This window comes from Alteribacillus bidgolensis (assembly GCF_002886255.1).
GTDB lineage: Bacteria > Bacillota > Bacilli > Bacillales > Marinococcaceae > Alteribacillus > Alteribacillus bidgolensis.
The window spans coordinates 2,740,207-2,755,736 of sequence record NZ_KZ614149.1; the positions used below are offsets into that span (position 1 = coordinate 2,740,207).

The 15,530-nt window shown below is 40.0% G+C and carries 15 protein-coding genes; 2 read left to right on the forward strand and 13 right to left on the reverse strand.

Features of this window, described 5'->3' with window-relative positions; all coding sequences use genetic code 11:
• Positions 1–13: 13 nt before the first annotated feature.
• The 11 genes from CEF16_RS13645 to CEF16_RS13695 form a co-directional block, all read right to left on the reverse strand.
• Positions 14–853 (reverse strand): carbohydrate ABC transporter permease, encoded by an 840-nt coding sequence (locus CEF16_RS13645; protein ID WP_091583489.1) that lies wholly within the window; start codon positions 851–853, stop codon positions 14–16.
• Entirely contained in the window at positions 853–1,731 is an 879-nt protein-coding gene (locus CEF16_RS13650; protein ID WP_091583486.1) for a carbohydrate ABC transporter permease, read from the reverse strand. Before CEF16_RS13650 ends, CEF16_RS13645 begins: the two co-directional genes overlap by 1 nt.
• A gap of 107 nt (positions 1,732–1,838) precedes the next feature.
• The gene (locus tag CEF16_RS13655) at positions 1,839–3,188 is read right to left on the reverse strand and encodes an ABC transporter substrate-binding protein (RefSeq protein ID WP_245917870.1); all 1,350 of its coding nucleotides are present in this window, start codon (positions 3,186–3,188) and stop codon (positions 1,839–1,841) included.
• Between the two features lie 183 nt (positions 3,189–3,371).
• Positions 3,372–4,739: an amidase gene (locus CEF16_RS13660; RefSeq protein ID WP_091583483.1), complete on the reverse strand. Its 1,368-nt coding sequence runs from the start codon at positions 4,737–4,739 to the stop codon at positions 3,372–3,374.
• 31 nt (positions 4,740–4,770) lie between these two features.
• On the reverse strand, positions 4,771–6,057 hold the full coding sequence (locus tag CEF16_RS13665; RefSeq protein WP_245917871.1) for an ester cyclase: 1,287 nt from the start codon (positions 6,055–6,057) through the stop codon (positions 4,771–4,773).
• Between the two features lie 92 nt (positions 6,058–6,149).
• Complete coding sequence (locus tag CEF16_RS13670) at positions 6,150–6,758, reverse strand: cupin domain-containing protein (protein ID WP_091583480.1); 609 nt, start codon at positions 6,756–6,758, stop codon at positions 6,150–6,152.
• A gap of 35 nt (positions 6,759–6,793) precedes the next feature.
• Complete coding sequence (locus CEF16_RS13675; protein ID WP_091583476.1) at positions 6,794–7,561, reverse strand: SDR family NAD(P)-dependent oxidoreductase; 768 nt, start codon at positions 7,559–7,561, stop codon at positions 6,794–6,796.
• Positions 7,562–7,686: 125 nt separating this feature from the next.
• Positions 7,687–8,712 (reverse strand): LacI family DNA-binding transcriptional regulator, encoded by a 1,026-nt coding sequence (locus CEF16_RS13680; RefSeq protein ID WP_091583473.1) that lies wholly within the window; start codon positions 8,710–8,712, stop codon positions 7,687–7,689.
• A gap of 144 nt (positions 8,713–8,856) precedes the next feature.
• Complete coding sequence (hisD, locus tag CEF16_RS13685; protein WP_091583471.1) at positions 8,857–10,137, reverse strand: histidinol dehydrogenase; 1,281 nt, start codon at positions 10,135–10,137, stop codon at positions 8,857–8,859.
• A gap of 473 nt (positions 10,138–10,610) precedes the next feature.
• Positions 10,611–11,213, reverse strand: a complete 603-nt coding sequence (locus CEF16_RS13690; protein ID WP_091583468.1) for a flavin reductase family protein — start codon at positions 11,211–11,213, stop codon at positions 10,611–10,613.
• Positions 11,203–12,465 (reverse strand): MFS transporter, encoded by a 1,263-nt coding sequence (locus CEF16_RS13695; RefSeq protein WP_091583466.1) that lies wholly within the window; start codon positions 12,463–12,465, stop codon positions 11,203–11,205. The genes CEF16_RS13690 and CEF16_RS13695 overlap by 11 nt, the downstream gene beginning before the upstream one ends.
• A 277-nt stretch (positions 12,466–12,742) precedes the next feature.
• Between CEF16_RS13695 and CEF16_RS13700 the strand changes: the two genes are divergently transcribed.
• Positions 12,743–13,405, forward strand: a complete 663-nt coding sequence (locus CEF16_RS13700; RefSeq protein ID WP_091583463.1) for a GntR family transcriptional regulator — start codon at positions 12,743–12,745, stop codon at positions 13,403–13,405.
• 763 nt (positions 13,406–14,168) lie between these two features.
• On the opposite strand, the gene CEF16_RS13715 is transcribed toward CEF16_RS13700, so the two are convergent.
• Positions 14,169–14,669 (reverse strand): flavin reductase family protein, encoded by a 501-nt coding sequence (locus CEF16_RS13715; protein WP_091583455.1) that lies wholly within the window; start codon positions 14,667–14,669, stop codon positions 14,169–14,171.
• 177 nt (positions 14,670–14,846) lie between these two features.
• Positions 14,847–14,996, reverse strand: coding sequence for a hypothetical protein (locus tag CEF16_RS23800; protein ID WP_170031939.1), 150 nt, complete (start codon positions 14,994–14,996; stop codon positions 14,847–14,849).
• Between the two features lie 165 nt (positions 14,997–15,161).
• Here CEF16_RS23800 and CEF16_RS13720 point away from each other — a divergent pair, with 165 nt between their 5' ends.
• A complete protein-coding gene (locus CEF16_RS13720; protein ID WP_091583452.1) occupies positions 15,162–15,398 on the forward strand; it encodes a hypothetical protein in 237 nt (78 codons plus the stop codon).
• The last annotated feature ends 132 nt before the right edge of the window (positions 15,399–15,530 follow it).

Genomic DNA, 15,530 nt, shown 5'->3' on the forward strand with positions numbered 1-15,530 from the left:
TACCTCCTGTCACTTATTTTAATCCCCCGGAACTCATGCCCAAGACAAATTGCTTTCTAACAATTAACATGAAAATAATTGTCGGAAGGACGTAGACCATACCAGCAGCAGCCATTTCGTTCCAAATTACACCATCCTGTCCAACAAAATAAGATAGTGCAACAGGTAACGTTACCGCTTCTTGATTTGTTAAGATTAACGCAAACATGAATTCATTCCACGTGATAACAAAACAAAACACCGTAGCTGTAATAATACCGGGTTTTGCCATTGGCAGTAAGATGTGCCAAATAACTCTTAAACGACCGGCTCCATCTATCATTCCTGCTTCTTCCATATCTTTTGGAATGTTGTCGATAAAGCCTTTAATCAACCAAATCGCATATGGAATGGTATGTCCTAAATTTACAATGATAAGCGCTAATGTTGTATCAAGAATCCCCCAATTCCTAAACATCACAAAAAACGGAATGACATTTACAATTAAAGGAATGAACTGAGTAGCTAAAATCGCAAACATAAAAAGATTTTTACCAGGAAGCTGAAATCTTGAAATACTATAAGCAGCCATAATACTAACCGGGATTGTAATAAGCAAAGTTACTGCTACGACGATAGTGCTGTTCATATAATAGTTGCCAAAGTTATAAGCAGAACCAAATACTGTCCGGAAATTATCCAAGGTCGGTTCAAAAATGACACTCAAAGTAAAAACTTCCTGCGGCGGCTTAAATGCAGTTAGAAAGATCCAAAATATAGGCAAGAACAGAAAAACGACGATAAGAAGAACACCTATATTCTCTAGAAGAGATGAAGTGGTTCGACGTATAAATCTTCTTGTTTCTTCAGTCATTAGCTCCACTCATCTCCTTTCACTAGCTTTCGCATGTATATTAGAACAAACCCAATGGTTATCATTGCTAAAATATACCCTAATGCAGCACCATAACCCATTTCAAAATAACGAAAGGAAGTATTGTAGATCATAAAGTTTAGCACTTCGGTTGAGTTACCAGGTCCCCCCTGGGTCAATGTAACAATTGGATCAAACTGTTTCAGTGCAAACATTGTCATTAAAATAGCAGCAATTAAAATGATTGGCTGCAACATAGGTATAGTGATTCTAAAAAGGGTTTGAAAAGAATTAGCTCCATCGATTTTAGCTGCCTCAAATACTTCTTTTGGCATGCCCATTAATCCACTTATAAACATAAGACTCATAAATGGCAGCCATATCCACACCGCTACTGAGATGAGTGCGGCTAACGCTGTTTGGGGTGTACCAAGCCAAACCATATCAGCAAGAGGCGGAATAAAGAAACCTATTAACTTATCAAATAAACCGTAATCCGGGTTTAGCATAAACCGCCACGAATAACCCACAAGAGCTGGACTTAATGCAAACGGGATAATTAACACCGCACGAAGAAAGGATAAATGCCGCTTCTCCTTACTAAGAAGTAATCCAACTGCTATACCAAGCGTTATAGTGACAAAAACCGTACATACGGTAAATATTAATGTAACCATTACACTATTCCAAAAATTTTCATCTGAAAACGCATATATAAAATTTCCTAATCCTACAAATTCACCAATTTCAATTGATTTTGTTAAGTCCCATTCGTGAAGGCTGATCCATAATGACCTTATAAGCGGAAATAACGTTGTAAGCCCGATAAGAATAACCGCCGGAGCTAATATAATATACTTGAAATATTTGTTATTCATACTACTTCCCCCTAATGAGGTTGGGAACTTTATACTACCTGGATTTTTAGCCCCGCCTACTCAAAGAGCAGACAAGGTGCGGCTTCCCTGACTCTTTTTACGAACTTTTATTCGTAGTACCCTTCCTCTTCTAAAAGCTGCTCAACATCCTCTGCAGCCTCTTCTAATCTATCTTCCACAGATTCGCCTCTTGCCATATCATTAATCGCACTGTCTAAAATATCTGATACTTGAGGCCATTCTGGAAAGGTAGGCAATGTTTTTGCCGCTTCAAATGCATCTCCTCCAACATTGAAAAAGTTGTCTGCAAGCTCATTTAATTCTTCATCCCTAAAGTTTTCTGTCTGGGAAATGTCGGTTGAAAATTGGTTGGACGGACTTTCTTCCGTTAAAGAATCATATACAATGTCCCTTTCTAGTTCTGGTTCAGTTAACCACTTTAAAAACTCCCATGCAGCTGCTTTATTTTCTGATGTCTCCATCATCCCGATTGGAAAAGTAGAAACATTAGAATTTGAGGCATTTTCGTTTTCCCATGTAGGAACGGTGGTGAACTTAACGTTACCCGCTACTTCTTCAGCAGCACCGTCACTGCTGTTAAATTCAGAGTACACCCACCACCAGCCTATCCACATGGCTGATTCTCCCTGACGGAAATGTGTTCGCGACTCTTGCTCACCAAATGTCACAGAACCAGGTGGAGCAATTTCTTCTTCCAATAGTAAGTCTACATATCTTTGTGTTGCTTCGACGCCTTCCTGATTCTTAAAAATAGGTTTCATGTTCTCATCAAAAATATCTCCGCCATTACTCCACAAATAAGAGGTCCACATGTAAAGATTCTGTCCATTATTGCCTGATTGATAATATGGAGTGATTCCATATAAATCAGTATTTTCTGTAATTTCATTCCCTGCTTCTTCAAGGTCTCCCCAAGTTTCAGGAGCCTCCAGCCCTAAGTCATCAAAAATATCTTCACGGTAAAATAATAATTGTACGTTTGCTCTTGCCGGCAGACTGCGGACACTTCCATCGAATGTTGATAATTCTAATGAAGAAGATGGAAATCTATCAAAATCATAATCATCTGCCTCGGCATAATCATCAAGCGGCTCAAGGAATTGGTTAATGGAGGCCCCCATCACATCTAAATGTGTAACTAGATCAAATGAACTTTCACCAGATATTCCTTCTGCCGTTATTCTGTCCAGTAGATTATCATAAGGGATACCAATAAACTCTACTTCTATGCCTGTTTCTTCTGTGAATTCTTCGCTTCTTGCTTCCCAAGCATTAAATTGACCTATATCACCTTCAGAAACTGCTACTGTGACAGTTTCTCCCTCCAGGTCTTCCGGATCCGTCTCTGATACATCTGATGAATCATTACTACATGCGCTCAAAAAGAGAGCACCTGCCATTGTCCATACAAAGAATGACCATCTCTTTTTAATCATTAAAACGCTCCTTTCTTATTTGGAGATTTTACACTTGCCTGCTATTAGTATCCCTAATATGTGCCACTACGTTGTAATCACATATCATCTCCTTTTTGAATACGTATTCAGATTCAACTTATTTGTTTAACAACCTCAAATCAACAGATAAGTGATAACATTGGGAATTTTCAGCTAAAAACCCTAACATATACCTGAACGCTGCAAATAAAATGGCTGAAGATACGCCTTCTCGTAAATGGACGCTAATTCAAGCAGTTTTCTTTCTTCGTAATAATTTCCTATTAACTGAAGGCCCACTGGAATATTATCATCTGACAATCCACATGGAATCGATAAAGCTGGATGACCTGTTATATTAAAAACACAGGTATTACGGATCATAGAATCATCAATTGCTTCTTTAGTCCCTTTCAGCTCCACATATTTTGTGCCGATTTCGACAGGAAGATGAGGAACTGTGGGAGTTATTAAAACATCTATTTCTCCAAAAAGATTCGTTACCTCCGCTGTCATTTTTCTTCTTTGCTGCAACGCATCAATGTATTCGTGTGCCCCTGTTTTTCTGCTTCTTTCAAATACCTTCTTAGCTTCATTACTATATAATTCTAACGAACTTTTTACTCGTTCCTTATGAACATATCCTACCTCGGGTGTTGCAATATTTCTTGCAGTATTTAAGACATCTTGTATAAAGGATACATCTACTTCTATTAAATCGGCGCCTAATCTTTCTATATCCTTCAAAGCCTTATAGTATTGTTTGCTTACTGCAGGATCTAAATTAACATTAAAATATTGCTTAGGAATTCCAACCCGAAAACCTTTAAGATTTTCCCTTTCAGAGACTTGATAGCTCTTTTTCGTAAGAGCCTGCATCACTATGGATAAATCCTCTGCATTCTGAGCGATGGGACCTGCGTGGTCAAGTGTCCACGAAAGAGGAAAAATCCCTTTTACATCGATCATTCCATACGTAGGTTTTATTCCAAGCACTCCTGTACAAGCTGCTGGTATTCTAATAGAACCAGCTGTATCCGTTCCAATAGAAGTTAGACAGAAATTAGCAGCTACTGCAGCTGCTGATCCTCCACTCGAACCACCAGCAATCCGTTTTGTGTTCCATGGATTTTTAACGCTTCCATAAAAAGGGTTATCAGAAGTAATACCAAAAGCATATTCATGAAGATTTACTTTTCCGATATTAATTGCCCCTGCGTCATTTAATGTTTTTACAACTTCAGCGTTTTCTCTGGGAATATACTCTTTTTCTAACTGAGATCCATTGGTTGTTCTAATCCCTTTCGTATTAATGATGTCTTTATAGGTTACCGGGATACCCTCAAGCAGATGCATATCGTCATCTAGCTTGAGTTTTTTTTCGGATATCTCCGTTCGTGCCAGGACTTCGTCTTCTGGTACAGTAATGAAAGCAGAATAATAATGATCTAATGATTTAATTCTTTGTAAGTAGAATGTAGTAATTTCTCCAGGTGAAAAAGTTTTTTGTTTATACCCTTGAATAATTTCTGAAATTGTCATTTGATCCATTGCTTGCTTTCACCTCTGCCCGCCCATTGCATTAAGATACTCCTGTGAAATTTCCATCTTCTGAAGTAAAATTCTCTTCGCTATCGGTTGTTTCTTCCTCTTCCCCAGAGTAAATTTGTCTTAGTACTTCCATTCCGTCAAAGAGCATCCACTCTTCTTGGATTTTTTCATTTCTAACTTTAAAGTGATTCATTCCATTGATTTCAATAGGTTTACCACTTGGATCACCGAAGTAGCCGATACCTCCATGTATTCCCTGAATCCTCCAGCGTACTGCTACATCCCAATCTTTATCTGATCCTTTTTTGTTGCAGGTTACTCTTTCAACGATGACCTTTCCATTCGGTATAGAAGCAAACAAACTAATGAACATTCCTTGAATTTCGCTGTGCCCTACTAAATCTTTGTTGCACACATAATGAATGACTGCATTGTCTTCATAAAAATTTTTTACATAATTAAATGATCTTCTTTCCCAAACTTTATTAAACATCTCAAGAATAAAATCTCCAATTTCAAATCCTTGGAACTTAGGAATATACTTCTTTGGCGCTAACCCTTCTTCCGCTGTTTCGGCAGTACCGAATTTCAGGGGAGGAGCTAGTTTCTCTGTTTGCTTAGCCGTTCTTTTTGCAATTTCAATGGGATCAAATCCTAACTGCTGAACGAGATGGAATGTATCCATTACCAGCCACTCTTCGTAGATCTTGTTTTCATGGATTAAGCAATCAGCTGTGGTTCTAAACACCACTCTTTTTCCTGTAGCCGGTCCATATAACGTATCCCCTAAATTCGTAGCTACTGAACGACCTCTATGAGAGGTAAAATAGCCATCCTCGTCATTTCCGGACCAAATAACACTCCAGCCTAGACCTGTTCTATCAGGGAAAGCCTGCAACGTTTGCAGCGTTCCAGAAATAACTTCGTTCACACCATGACTGTTTATTAAACCTCGGTGTATTTGTACGCCGTGGCTGTAGGTATCGTATATTAACCCAATATCTTTTTCTTTCCAAATTTGCCTAGTAATCCTAACTATATAATCAACAATATTATGGTAGTCACCAAAGCCATTCATGCTTTGCTTTTTAAGATCTTTTTCTGGAATACTCAAGTAATCGTCATCATCTTTTGAATCGACCGCGTTTACATTATTACTATCTGCATAATAAACCAGGTTATCAAGTTCGTGATTGGAGGCTTTTTCGGTAACTGTTTGAGGTATAACACCTTTATCCGATGATTTTTCATTAGAAGTATCATTTTTTTGCGGCTGCCTGCTCATTTTTTCCTCATTTCCATTATTTTCGTTCTTCACAGGAAGTCCTCCTTATGAACTCTATAATTGTATACGTATTCAATTTAGCACATCGTTTCTTTCAATTCAATATTTTCAGACTATTAATATTCTTATTTCTCACCCATTTTCAACTTTTCGGCTATTTCTTTCTCTAATTCTTTGAAATTATCAGGAGGAACCATTTTCCCTTTCTCGTCAGCATCAAATCCATGTTCTGCAGCCTTTTTTATTACCTCTTCAGCCCAGTAAGGATCTTTTCCTTCGAACACCTTATGCTGTTCAAGAATAGCAAATAACCATGCATCTTCATCACTTACATTCTCAAGTCCTCGATACAGGCCAGGAGGAAGAGATATTAAATCCCACTCTTCTATAATAGCTTCTCCTTCTATTTTATCTTCTTCATTCCCCCAATAAAAGCGCCACTTTCCGCTTAAAGGAATAAAGGATTCGATATAATCATGGGTATGGTAAGCCGGCCCATTTCCTGGCGGTGCTTTCACCATTCCAATTTGAAAGCCGTGCGGATCAGTAATAATTGGATTGTAGTCCGGGTTTTCACTAGCAGTGTCACCGATAACTGCATAATTGATTCTTTGATGACCGGGAAGAATACTATCAATAAACATTAACGAAATACCTCTTGATTTCAAATCATCAAATCTTACAATTCTTTTTTCCATATCTTCATTTGTAATTTTAGGATGTTTCTTACTCATATTGAGACCCCTTCCGTTATTTTGAAGTTATGTTTTTACCAAACTGTCCATCCGCCATCTACAGCTAACGTCTGGCCAGTAACCATATTTGAAGAATCTGAAGCTAAATACAATATCGCTCCCATTAAGTCCTCTGTTTTTGCCAGCCGCCCTAAAGGAATACGTGATAAAACCTCTTTTCTGAACTCTTCATCCTCAAACATAGGGGCTGTCATTGGCGTTTCTATAAAGGTTGGCGCAATTGCGTTCACGTTTACCTGGTGAGATGCCCATTCGATAGCTAATGCCTTTGTCATTTGGGAGACCCCTCCCTTGCTAGAGCAATACGGAGCGCGATTATAATAGCCTACTAGAGCCATTTGAGAAGACATGTTTATAATTTTCCCTTGTTTTTGAGCAATCATATATTTTCCAACTGCCTGGCTTATAAAAAAAGCACTTTTCATATTTAAATCAATTACTTTATCCCAATCTACTTCATTTATTTCAGCAGCTGGTTTTGTGATATTAATGCCTGCATTATTTATGAGTACATCTATTTGTCCAAACTCTTGATGGATGCTTTTAACTAAATCAGGGATTTTCTCTGTGTTCATCAAATCAAAAGGAAAAATTTCTGCATTTCCTCCATACGTTTCTATTTGCTTTTTTACGGCATCAAGTTCTCTTTCATCTCTTGCTGTTAATGCTAAGTCAGCTCCCAGGCCGGCAAGCTGAAGCGCAATTTCTTTTCCTATTCCTTTACTCGCTCCGGTAATAATAACTTTTTTACCTTCAAGCTGAAAAAACCGGGCTAGATTCAAATTATCACCTCCTTTAATTAATTGTATACGTATTCAAAATTGAAAGAAAAAATATTGTTTTTTAATATAGTTTTTTATGTGAATGAATACGTATACAATATTACATCTGCTTGTAAATAATATTACTAATCTTTTATACGTCTCTTTGTCGTACTTCGAACGATCAGCTCAGGTTCAAGGACAGTCTGTTCTGGTCCTTTATTTTTTGAATGGTCGTCTTCTATGAATCTTGTTAATTTTTCTACTACCATTGAAGACATTCTTTTATGCTGCTGAGATATAGTCGTGAGATGAATAAAAGGACTAGAAGATAATGTTATATCATCAAACCCAATAATCGAAATATCTTCAGGAATCTTAATATTTTTATTTTTACAGATTTCCATTACTGTAACCGCAATTTGGTCAGACGCTGCAAAGATAGCAGTGGGCCGGTCTTTCATTGCCCATAATTTATCAAGAAACTTGCTAATTGATTGGTGGGAAATATTACCTGTATATACTAGTTCAGGGTCATATTTTAACCCATTATCGGACAAGGCTTGCTTATACCCTTCCATTCTTTCAAATAAAGTAGAATACTTTAAGGGCAGCGTAATATAAGCAATTTTTTCATGCTCCAGCCCCAGTAAGTGTTCCGTAGCCAATACAGCTCCTTTGGTATTATTTAATACCACCGAATGACAGTGCTCAGTATCCACCTTTGTATTATATAAAATAACAGGAAAATTTGATTCATAGAGATATTGTATTTCTTCGTCAAATCTTTCTACGGAACCGATAATCATCCCATCTACCCTTTTTCCAATAAAAGTATCTATTGATTTCTTGAGATTTCCGCTTTCATGATTTGTATTGGAAAGGATAACATCATATCCCAGTTCTCTAGCCTCGCTTATAATTACTTTTGCCGTTTCAGCAAAAAAAGAATTGGAAATGTCACCCACAATCAATCCTATTGTAGTTGTTTTTCGTATGTTTAAACTTCTAGCAACTTGGTCTGGAGTAAACCCCATTTCTGCTATTGCAGAAAGAACTTTTTCGCGTGTGGATTGGCGGATATAGGGGTATTTATTGATGACTCTAGATACCGTTGCCTGAGACACACCTGCTTTTTTTGCCACATCTTTAGAAGTAACGCGATCCTTCATGATAACGTACCACCTTCTTTGAATGCGAATTCAACTGTACTTAAAACGTAGCATACTTTTTATTTACTGGCAATTCTTCCCTATTTAATAATACGTTGAAAAATCGCGATTTACACATTTTACTAACGGGCAATTACGCAGGCCTCAGCATTTTTCTTTGTACCGTTCCACTCGTAAAGCCGCTTGCTGTTTATGGCCCATAAACCCTTCTATTTCACATAAACGCTCTGCATATTCTCCGATATCTACAGACGCTTCAGGAGTTACTCGCTGGTAAGTACAATTTTTTAAAAACTTTCCTACCCAAAGACCGCCTGTGTATCTAGCTGCTTTCTTCGTTGGCAGCGTGTGGTTGGTACCAATTACCTTGTCTCCATATGCTACATTTGTTTCCGGCCCCAAGAAAAGCGCACCAAAGTTCGTTAGGTTCTCTAAAAAATAATCCGGGTTTTCTGTGAGCACTTCTACGTGTTCATAAGCTAATTGATCTGCTGCCTCTACCGCTTCTTCTAAACTACCAACTAATATAATAGAACCGTAATCTCTCCATGCTGTTCGCGCAATCTCTGCTGTTGGCAAAGTTTCTAGCTGGCGGTTGATTTCTTCCTCTAACCCGTAAGCATGTTCGGAAGACGTCGTAATTAATGCCCCTGGTGAGGTAGGACCATGCTCGGCTTGCCCTAAAATATCTGTAGCTATCATCTCCAAATCAGCTGTTTCATCAGCTATTACCAGTGTCTCTGTAGGACCTGCTAATAAATCAATTCCCACACGCCCAAACAATTGTCTTTTTGCTTCCGCCACAAAGGCATTGCCAGGTCCCACAATCATATCAACAGGGGATAAGCTTTCAGTGCCAACAGCCATTGTCGTCATAGCCTGGACACCGCCTAAAATATAAATTTCATCAACCCCAGCAAAATACATCGCTGCTACGGTCGCTGCAGGGATGCGGCCTTGAGATGGAGGAGTACAAGCAATAACTCTTTTTACCCCTGCTGTTTTTGCGGTAAGAATACTCATATGAGAAGAAGCTACCATTGGATAACGGCCGCCTGGTATATAACACCCCACACTATTTACCGGAATATTTTTATGTCCTAAAAAAACTCCGGGACGTGTTTCCACCTCGATATCTTGAATGCTTTCCAGCTGTTTTTCAGCAAAATGTTTAATTTGCTTCTGAGCGAACTTGATATCTTCAATATCCTGTTCTGGTACCTCACTGATAATATCTTGAATTTTTAGCTCCGAAAGCAAAAAGTGTTCTGGATCCCACTTGTCGAACTTTTTTGACAAACCTCTTACTGCTGCGTCGCCTCTATTTTCAATATCTTCAATAATATCAGCAACAGCTTGCTGCGTCTTACGATCCGCGTCTTTTACTTCACTTGCATTTTTCCCTTGTTTTATGAAGTCCGCCATTCTGTTCCCTCCTTTTTGTATACGTATTCAAAACCTATTATAATTCCCCGTTTTCATTATGTAAAGGCATACATTTTAAAAAATCAAAAAACTTTTGAAATATTACCAGTAATATGATTAGAATGGTATCTATCTTCTCCCCCTATCCAAAAGGTTATTTCAATAGTCTTTTCCCTCTCAGCCAACAGGAATGTTGGTTGTACTGCCTGGGAGAAAAAGAACGAACAACTCCTTATACCTTCTCCTCCACGACTGTTGCTCGTCCAATCGAATAATATTCTAAACCTGCACCCTTTGCCTCAGTTAGTTCAAAAAATTCCAACCGTGTTTGTAAAAACCGACAAATCCAGTCCCTTCACTTGCTCCCATTCGGTTTATAGAAATGCAGCGCCTGATTGAGAAATATCTTCTTCTAGGCTTTACACGAGGATAGGTAATTAAAAAGGGTCTGGTTGTCCAGATCCTTTGCTTTGTTATTCTTTTGGCAGTCGAAAAGATGGGGTGAGGGCTGCGTAGTCTCCAGCAAGACGGGCGAGCGGTTTCCATTTTACAATGTCAGTTTTAAAGTTTCCTGCATAAGCTGCGTCATCCACGCGGGCGCGCAGTACTTGGCCGAGCACCATATGGTCCGTTCCGACCGGGATGATTCTGTCGAGTTTGCATTCAAACGCGATTGGCGATTCTTGGACAGCCGGAACACTGATCGTTTCGGATGGTTCTGGAGTGAGCTCTGCTTTTTCGAATGCTACATGCATGGATGATTCGTGCATGGCGTTTCCAAGGGCTTCTGGGACGACATTAATAACGTATTCTTCTGTTTCTCGGATATTCGTGAGTGTATCTTTAATGGTCCCTTCTCTTTCCTGCACACCTGGCCCGATTGATACCGCAAGTGTCGGCGGCTGCCTCGATGCAACCGTGAAAAAACTGAAGGGCGCTAGATTTAAGACACCGTCTTTACTTTTGGAAGAAACCCAGGCGATTGGCCGCGGTACAACTGATCCAATTAAAATTTTGTACATTTGCTGGGTTTCCAGTTCACCTGGGTTAAAGACATGGGCTTGGTTATTCGGCATTGTTTATATCTCCTTTCTTTTTCTCAAATAAATGTAAGGATATGAATAGCGCGGCAGTGATCACAAGTACCACCGCTAGCGCGTACCAGCCGGCGGTGAATGTGCCGGTTATATCAGTAATAAAGCCAAACAGAGGCGGTCCGATTATAACACCCCAGGAACCGACGCTGATGCTGAACCCGCTTGCAAGACCAGCTTGCTTCAACGGCACAAGCTCCGTAGCTGCATTCATCCACAAACCGTTAAAACCGGCAATACATAGGCCAAACACAAACGCGAGCAGCGCTACGTAAGTAAATGGTGTTCCTGGTGGAAGCAGCGCCATCACCACAGCGGAAGCAGCAGAGATGATGGCAATCATACTTAAAAGGATAAAACGATTCCCTTTGAACAAGCGGTCACTCACCACGCCCCACATGACCCTGCCGACCGAGCCCGCGATTTCTGAAATAACAAGCAGTATCGCAGCAAGCGCAACCGATATGCCAATCACCTGGGTCGTGTAAATAATGATATACGTGTTAACGATCATTTGCGCGCTGCTTAACCCGACCGCACCAAAGCTGACAAGGAGTACTGCCTTGTTTTTTCCCATACTTAATAATGTTTTCCACGTGTTTTCCTTTTTTGCACTTGGTGTTTTTGAGGTTGCCTTGGCATCGCGGTAACGAAGGTAACTGATGAGGCCGGCTACGGTTAAAAGGAAAGCTGCTCCGATAAATACTGGGCGCCACCCGTAGGCTGCGGATAGCGGTACTAAAAGAAGCGAGGCAAGGGCTGATCCAACAGTAACACCCATTTGCTTGATACCCATCGCTGTACCGCGGCTGCGGCGCTCAAACCAGTAGAGAATACCACGGTTGGATGTTGGGTGCATCGCTCCGTAACCGAGACCTCCAATGACGACAAACATCAATAACAGCATAAAATTTGACGTAAGCGCTGCGAAGAAAAAACTGAGACCAAGGCACAGCGAGAGCGCCAATAGGAGAGGCCTCGTTCCGACACGGTCGACTAACATGCCGGATGGAATCGAAACAGCAAACTGTCCAAAGAAGAGAGCAGCCGGCAGCATCCCGATCTGAGCGTTCGTTAACATTAAACTTTCACCAATAAACACACCAAGCGGCGCCAGACTTCGACCGGCAAATGCAACAAGCACCTGGGTGAAAAGCAGCCAGCCCAGCATGCGCCACGGCTGGTTTCGGACACTTGGATCGCTGGTGTGATGTGCTAGAGTTTGATTTTCCATACGTCCTGCCTTCTTTACCATAATGTTTCCATTATACAACACGAAGCGCTGTTATGTCGGGTATGAATCTTCCAATATATTGTATACAAACTTTCTGTTTCATTTTCAATTATGATATTTGTAGGAGGAATGTTCTCTCTCAATCTGATACCTTTTTGCTATTTTGTATTGTTCATTTCTATATACATCCATTATAATAGTATTAACATCCTTCTATTTTTTATTTTTTCTTTTTTAAAATTTCAAAATTGTATACATTATGGTTGAGGTGTTTCGTATGGGAGTTTACGAAAATATTAAACATGCCATCATTACGGAAGTGTATCCCCCTGGGTTTCGGTTAACAGAAGAAGCGCTGACAAAAGACTGGAACGTAAGCCGCACCCCCATCCGTGAAGCATTAAAAAAATTGGAGTTTGACGGGCTGATTACTCCATTAAAACGAGGGTTTATTGTGCGGACGTTTTCCAAAGAAGATTTGCAGCAAGTCTACGATTTACGGGCGCTGCTTGAAAGTTATGCCGCCGCGCAGGCCGCTATGAATCGAACAGAGGAAGATATTCTATTTATTCAAGATGCCATTCGTGCATATGAAATAGCTATGGAAATAAAAGAAAAAGACATGGACCAAAATCAAGCCATTGTAGAAGCGAACAGCCGCTTCCATAGAGGTGTTATAAACGCAAGCTGCAATAATCATGTCCGTGATTTAATAGACAAAGTCGTCGTGCTGCCGCTTATGTTCCGCTCCTTCTATCATTTTGATCAAACGGATATTGATCAATCTTTTCAAATGCACAAAACCATCGCCCGAGCTATTGAAGAAAATGATCCATACCGCGCCAAAAGTGCTATGGAAGAACATATTCTGCGCGGCCGTGATTTTGTCCTGCAGCATTACGAAAGCGATGCTACTACCGTTAGTCAAACGATTGATTGATACAAATGTTCGCTTTTTGGGTGCTCTTTATCCGGAGCGCTCTTTTTTTGTTTTGTTAGTAGCAGCGGTTATATATGGTACTTGGAAGGTTTGAATGGTGTGTGGAGAAGTAGCAGCAATGAGCTCGTTTGAATGCTTCTTTATGGTGCACTTTTCCAGGGTCTGGCCCGCCTTTTTTCGGAAGGGGAAAGATCTCTTTTTTGAAGTGTGAGCATAAGAGGAGTGGGTATGGGCCGGGTGGAAGCGTTTATGCGCTGTCTTTCCAAATTTTTGACTCCCTTTCTTACATTTATGCGCCTTTTCATCCTGGCTTTTGTCAGTGAACATCATAACAGAACACTCTCTATGACTTGATGTATTTATGCTTTCTTTTGAATCATTATGCGCCGCTTTTTCTCCTTTATGCCGCGCTTTTCTCTTTTTATGATCCTCTTCTTTTTTTGGGCGTGTTTTCCATACAAAGGGTGGAGGAGCGTTTTTATTTTAGTATCTGCATTCAATGTTTTTTGTGCGTTAACTTGATGTATTTATGCTTTCTTTTGAATCATTTATGCGCCGCTTTTTCTCCTTTATGCCGCGCTTTTCTCTTTTTATGATCCGCTCTCTTTTTCAAGGAACCGGATATGGGCCAGGTGGAAGTATTTATGCGGTCTTTTTCCCGATTTATGACACCCTTTCCAAAATATATGCACCAGGGTTCTTCACCCCAAAAAAGGCCAGGCCCTCTCTTGCAGGGGGCCTGGCCCTTGAACGTCAAACTATGTTATTTTCCATAAAATTCAGCAGGGATGGGACCGAAGCAGCGGCGATGATAAAGCATTGGGTCTTTTTCTTTATCAATTTGAATGTTTTGAACTTCCCCAATCAGAATCGTATGGTCGCCTGCTTCGACTTGCTTAAATGTCTTACATTCAAGCACGGCAAAAGCATCGGAGATTACCGGCAGGTTATGTTCAGAAATACTCCATTCACATGTACCAAAGCGGTCTGTATCCTTGCTCGCAAATGTTTTGCAAAGTTCTTGCTGCTCTCCGGCTAAAATGTGAACCGCAAAACCATCAGCTTGTTTAAAGGCACCGAGGGAAGACACTTTATGATCAATCGACCAAAGCACGAGCAGCGGATCTATCGATACCGAAGCAAATGAGTTAACGGTTAAACCCACCGGCTCCCCTTTTTCATTACTGGATGTAACGATGGTCACCCCGGTTGGATAATTCCCCATCGCTTCTTTAAATAATGTTTCTTTTTCTTGGGTTTGCATAATGTTTTCCTCCCTTATTCTTTTCTTGGCAGTAAAGCATACAATAAGATCTACTTATTTGATTGCTAAAGATTAACCCGCATTATTTACACTTCTTTGTTCACATGTTAAATTCCTGCTTTTTTACGTCATGAATTGTCAAAAATTTTAATAAACGGAGAAGTCAGCTCCCTCCTATTAGCTGTTTGCGATTTGCAGCTTGTTTTCTGCGGCGAGTTGTTTTATTAATGCTTTCATTTGACGTTTTATGACAGCATCTCCGATAACGTCATCATTCTCTACAACAAGCGCGTCGATATGGTGCTGGCACAGCTTGCTTACATGCACACGGTATCGGTTATTTAACGCACCCAGCAGCAGAAGTAACGGCTCATACGGTGAATTTTATGATTAAGGTTGGAAAAGGGCGGCCTGCCTATGATATCGTTCAGCGAATTAGTATCAATACAGTATGACGAAACCAATTAGCTAAAGGTAAGGAATAAAGAATCGGTGGGTGCAGCGCATGAAAGCTGGATGTATATCTTCCATAACGAACTTGAAGACCGTGACTGCACGATTTATATGAAAAAAGAAACAAACAAACCAGAACAAATCGTTTTTTATGAAACTTGTCAGGTAGGCGACATGCTTGGAACGAACCAGTGCTCCTGTGAGTACCACTTTGCCGATTATTACGGCAAACCAATATTGATTCTTCCGTTTGCTTTTATCCCTTTAACATGGTGAATATAGGTTAAGAAATCTATTAAGGTTTTCCGTCGTTCGGTGATGTCTTTTATTCCGGTTAACGACCATATTAAACAAATTTTCTCCGAATATGCCGAGACGAATTAAAGACATGCCCCATTACCTTATCCT

What these genes read in the sequence shown, in the direction of transcription:
- CEF16_RS13670 (WP_091583480.1), bottom strand. Translation starts at nt 6,758, where the DNA reads ATGAGTAAGAAACATCCTAAAATTACAAATGAAGATATGGAAAAAAGA.
- CEF16_RS13700 (WP_091583463.1), top strand. Translation starts at nt 12,743, where the DNA reads ATGGGAGTTTACGAAAATATTAAACATGCCATCATTACGGAAGTGTAT.
- CEF16_RS13655 (WP_245917870.1), bottom strand. Translation starts at nt 3,188, where the DNA reads ATGATTAAAAAGAGATGGTCATTCTTTGTATGGACAATGGCAGGTGCT.
- hisD (WP_091583471.1), bottom strand. Translation starts at nt 10,137, where the DNA reads ATGGCGGACTTCATAAAACAAGGGAAAAATGCAAGTGAAGTAAAAGAC.
- CEF16_RS13695 (WP_091583466.1), bottom strand. Translation starts at nt 12,465, where the DNA reads ATGGAAAATCAAACTCTAGCACATCACACCAGCGATCCAAGTGTCCGA.
- CEF16_RS13660 (WP_091583483.1), bottom strand. Translation starts at nt 4,739, where the DNA reads ATGGATCAAATGACAATTTCAGAAATTATTCAAGGGTATAAACAAAAA.
- CEF16_RS13645 (WP_091583489.1), bottom strand. Translation starts at nt 853, where the DNA reads ATGACTGAAGAAACAAGAAGATTTATACGTCGAACCACTTCATCTCTT.
- CEF16_RS13650 (WP_091583486.1), bottom strand. Translation starts at nt 1,731, where the DNA reads ATGAATAACAAATATTTCAAGTATATTATATTAGCTCCGGCGGTTATT.
- CEF16_RS13715 (WP_091583455.1), bottom strand. Translation starts at nt 14,669, where the DNA reads ATGCAAACCCAAGAAAAAGAAACATTATTTAAAGAAGCGATGGGGAAT.
- CEF16_RS13680 (WP_091583473.1), bottom strand. Translation starts at nt 8,712, where the DNA reads ATGAAGGATCGCGTTACTTCTAAAGATGTGGCAAAAAAAGCAGGTGTG.
- CEF16_RS13690 (WP_091583468.1), bottom strand. Translation starts at nt 11,213, where the DNA reads ATGCCGAATAACCAAGCCCATGTCTTTAACCCAGGTGAACTGGAAACC.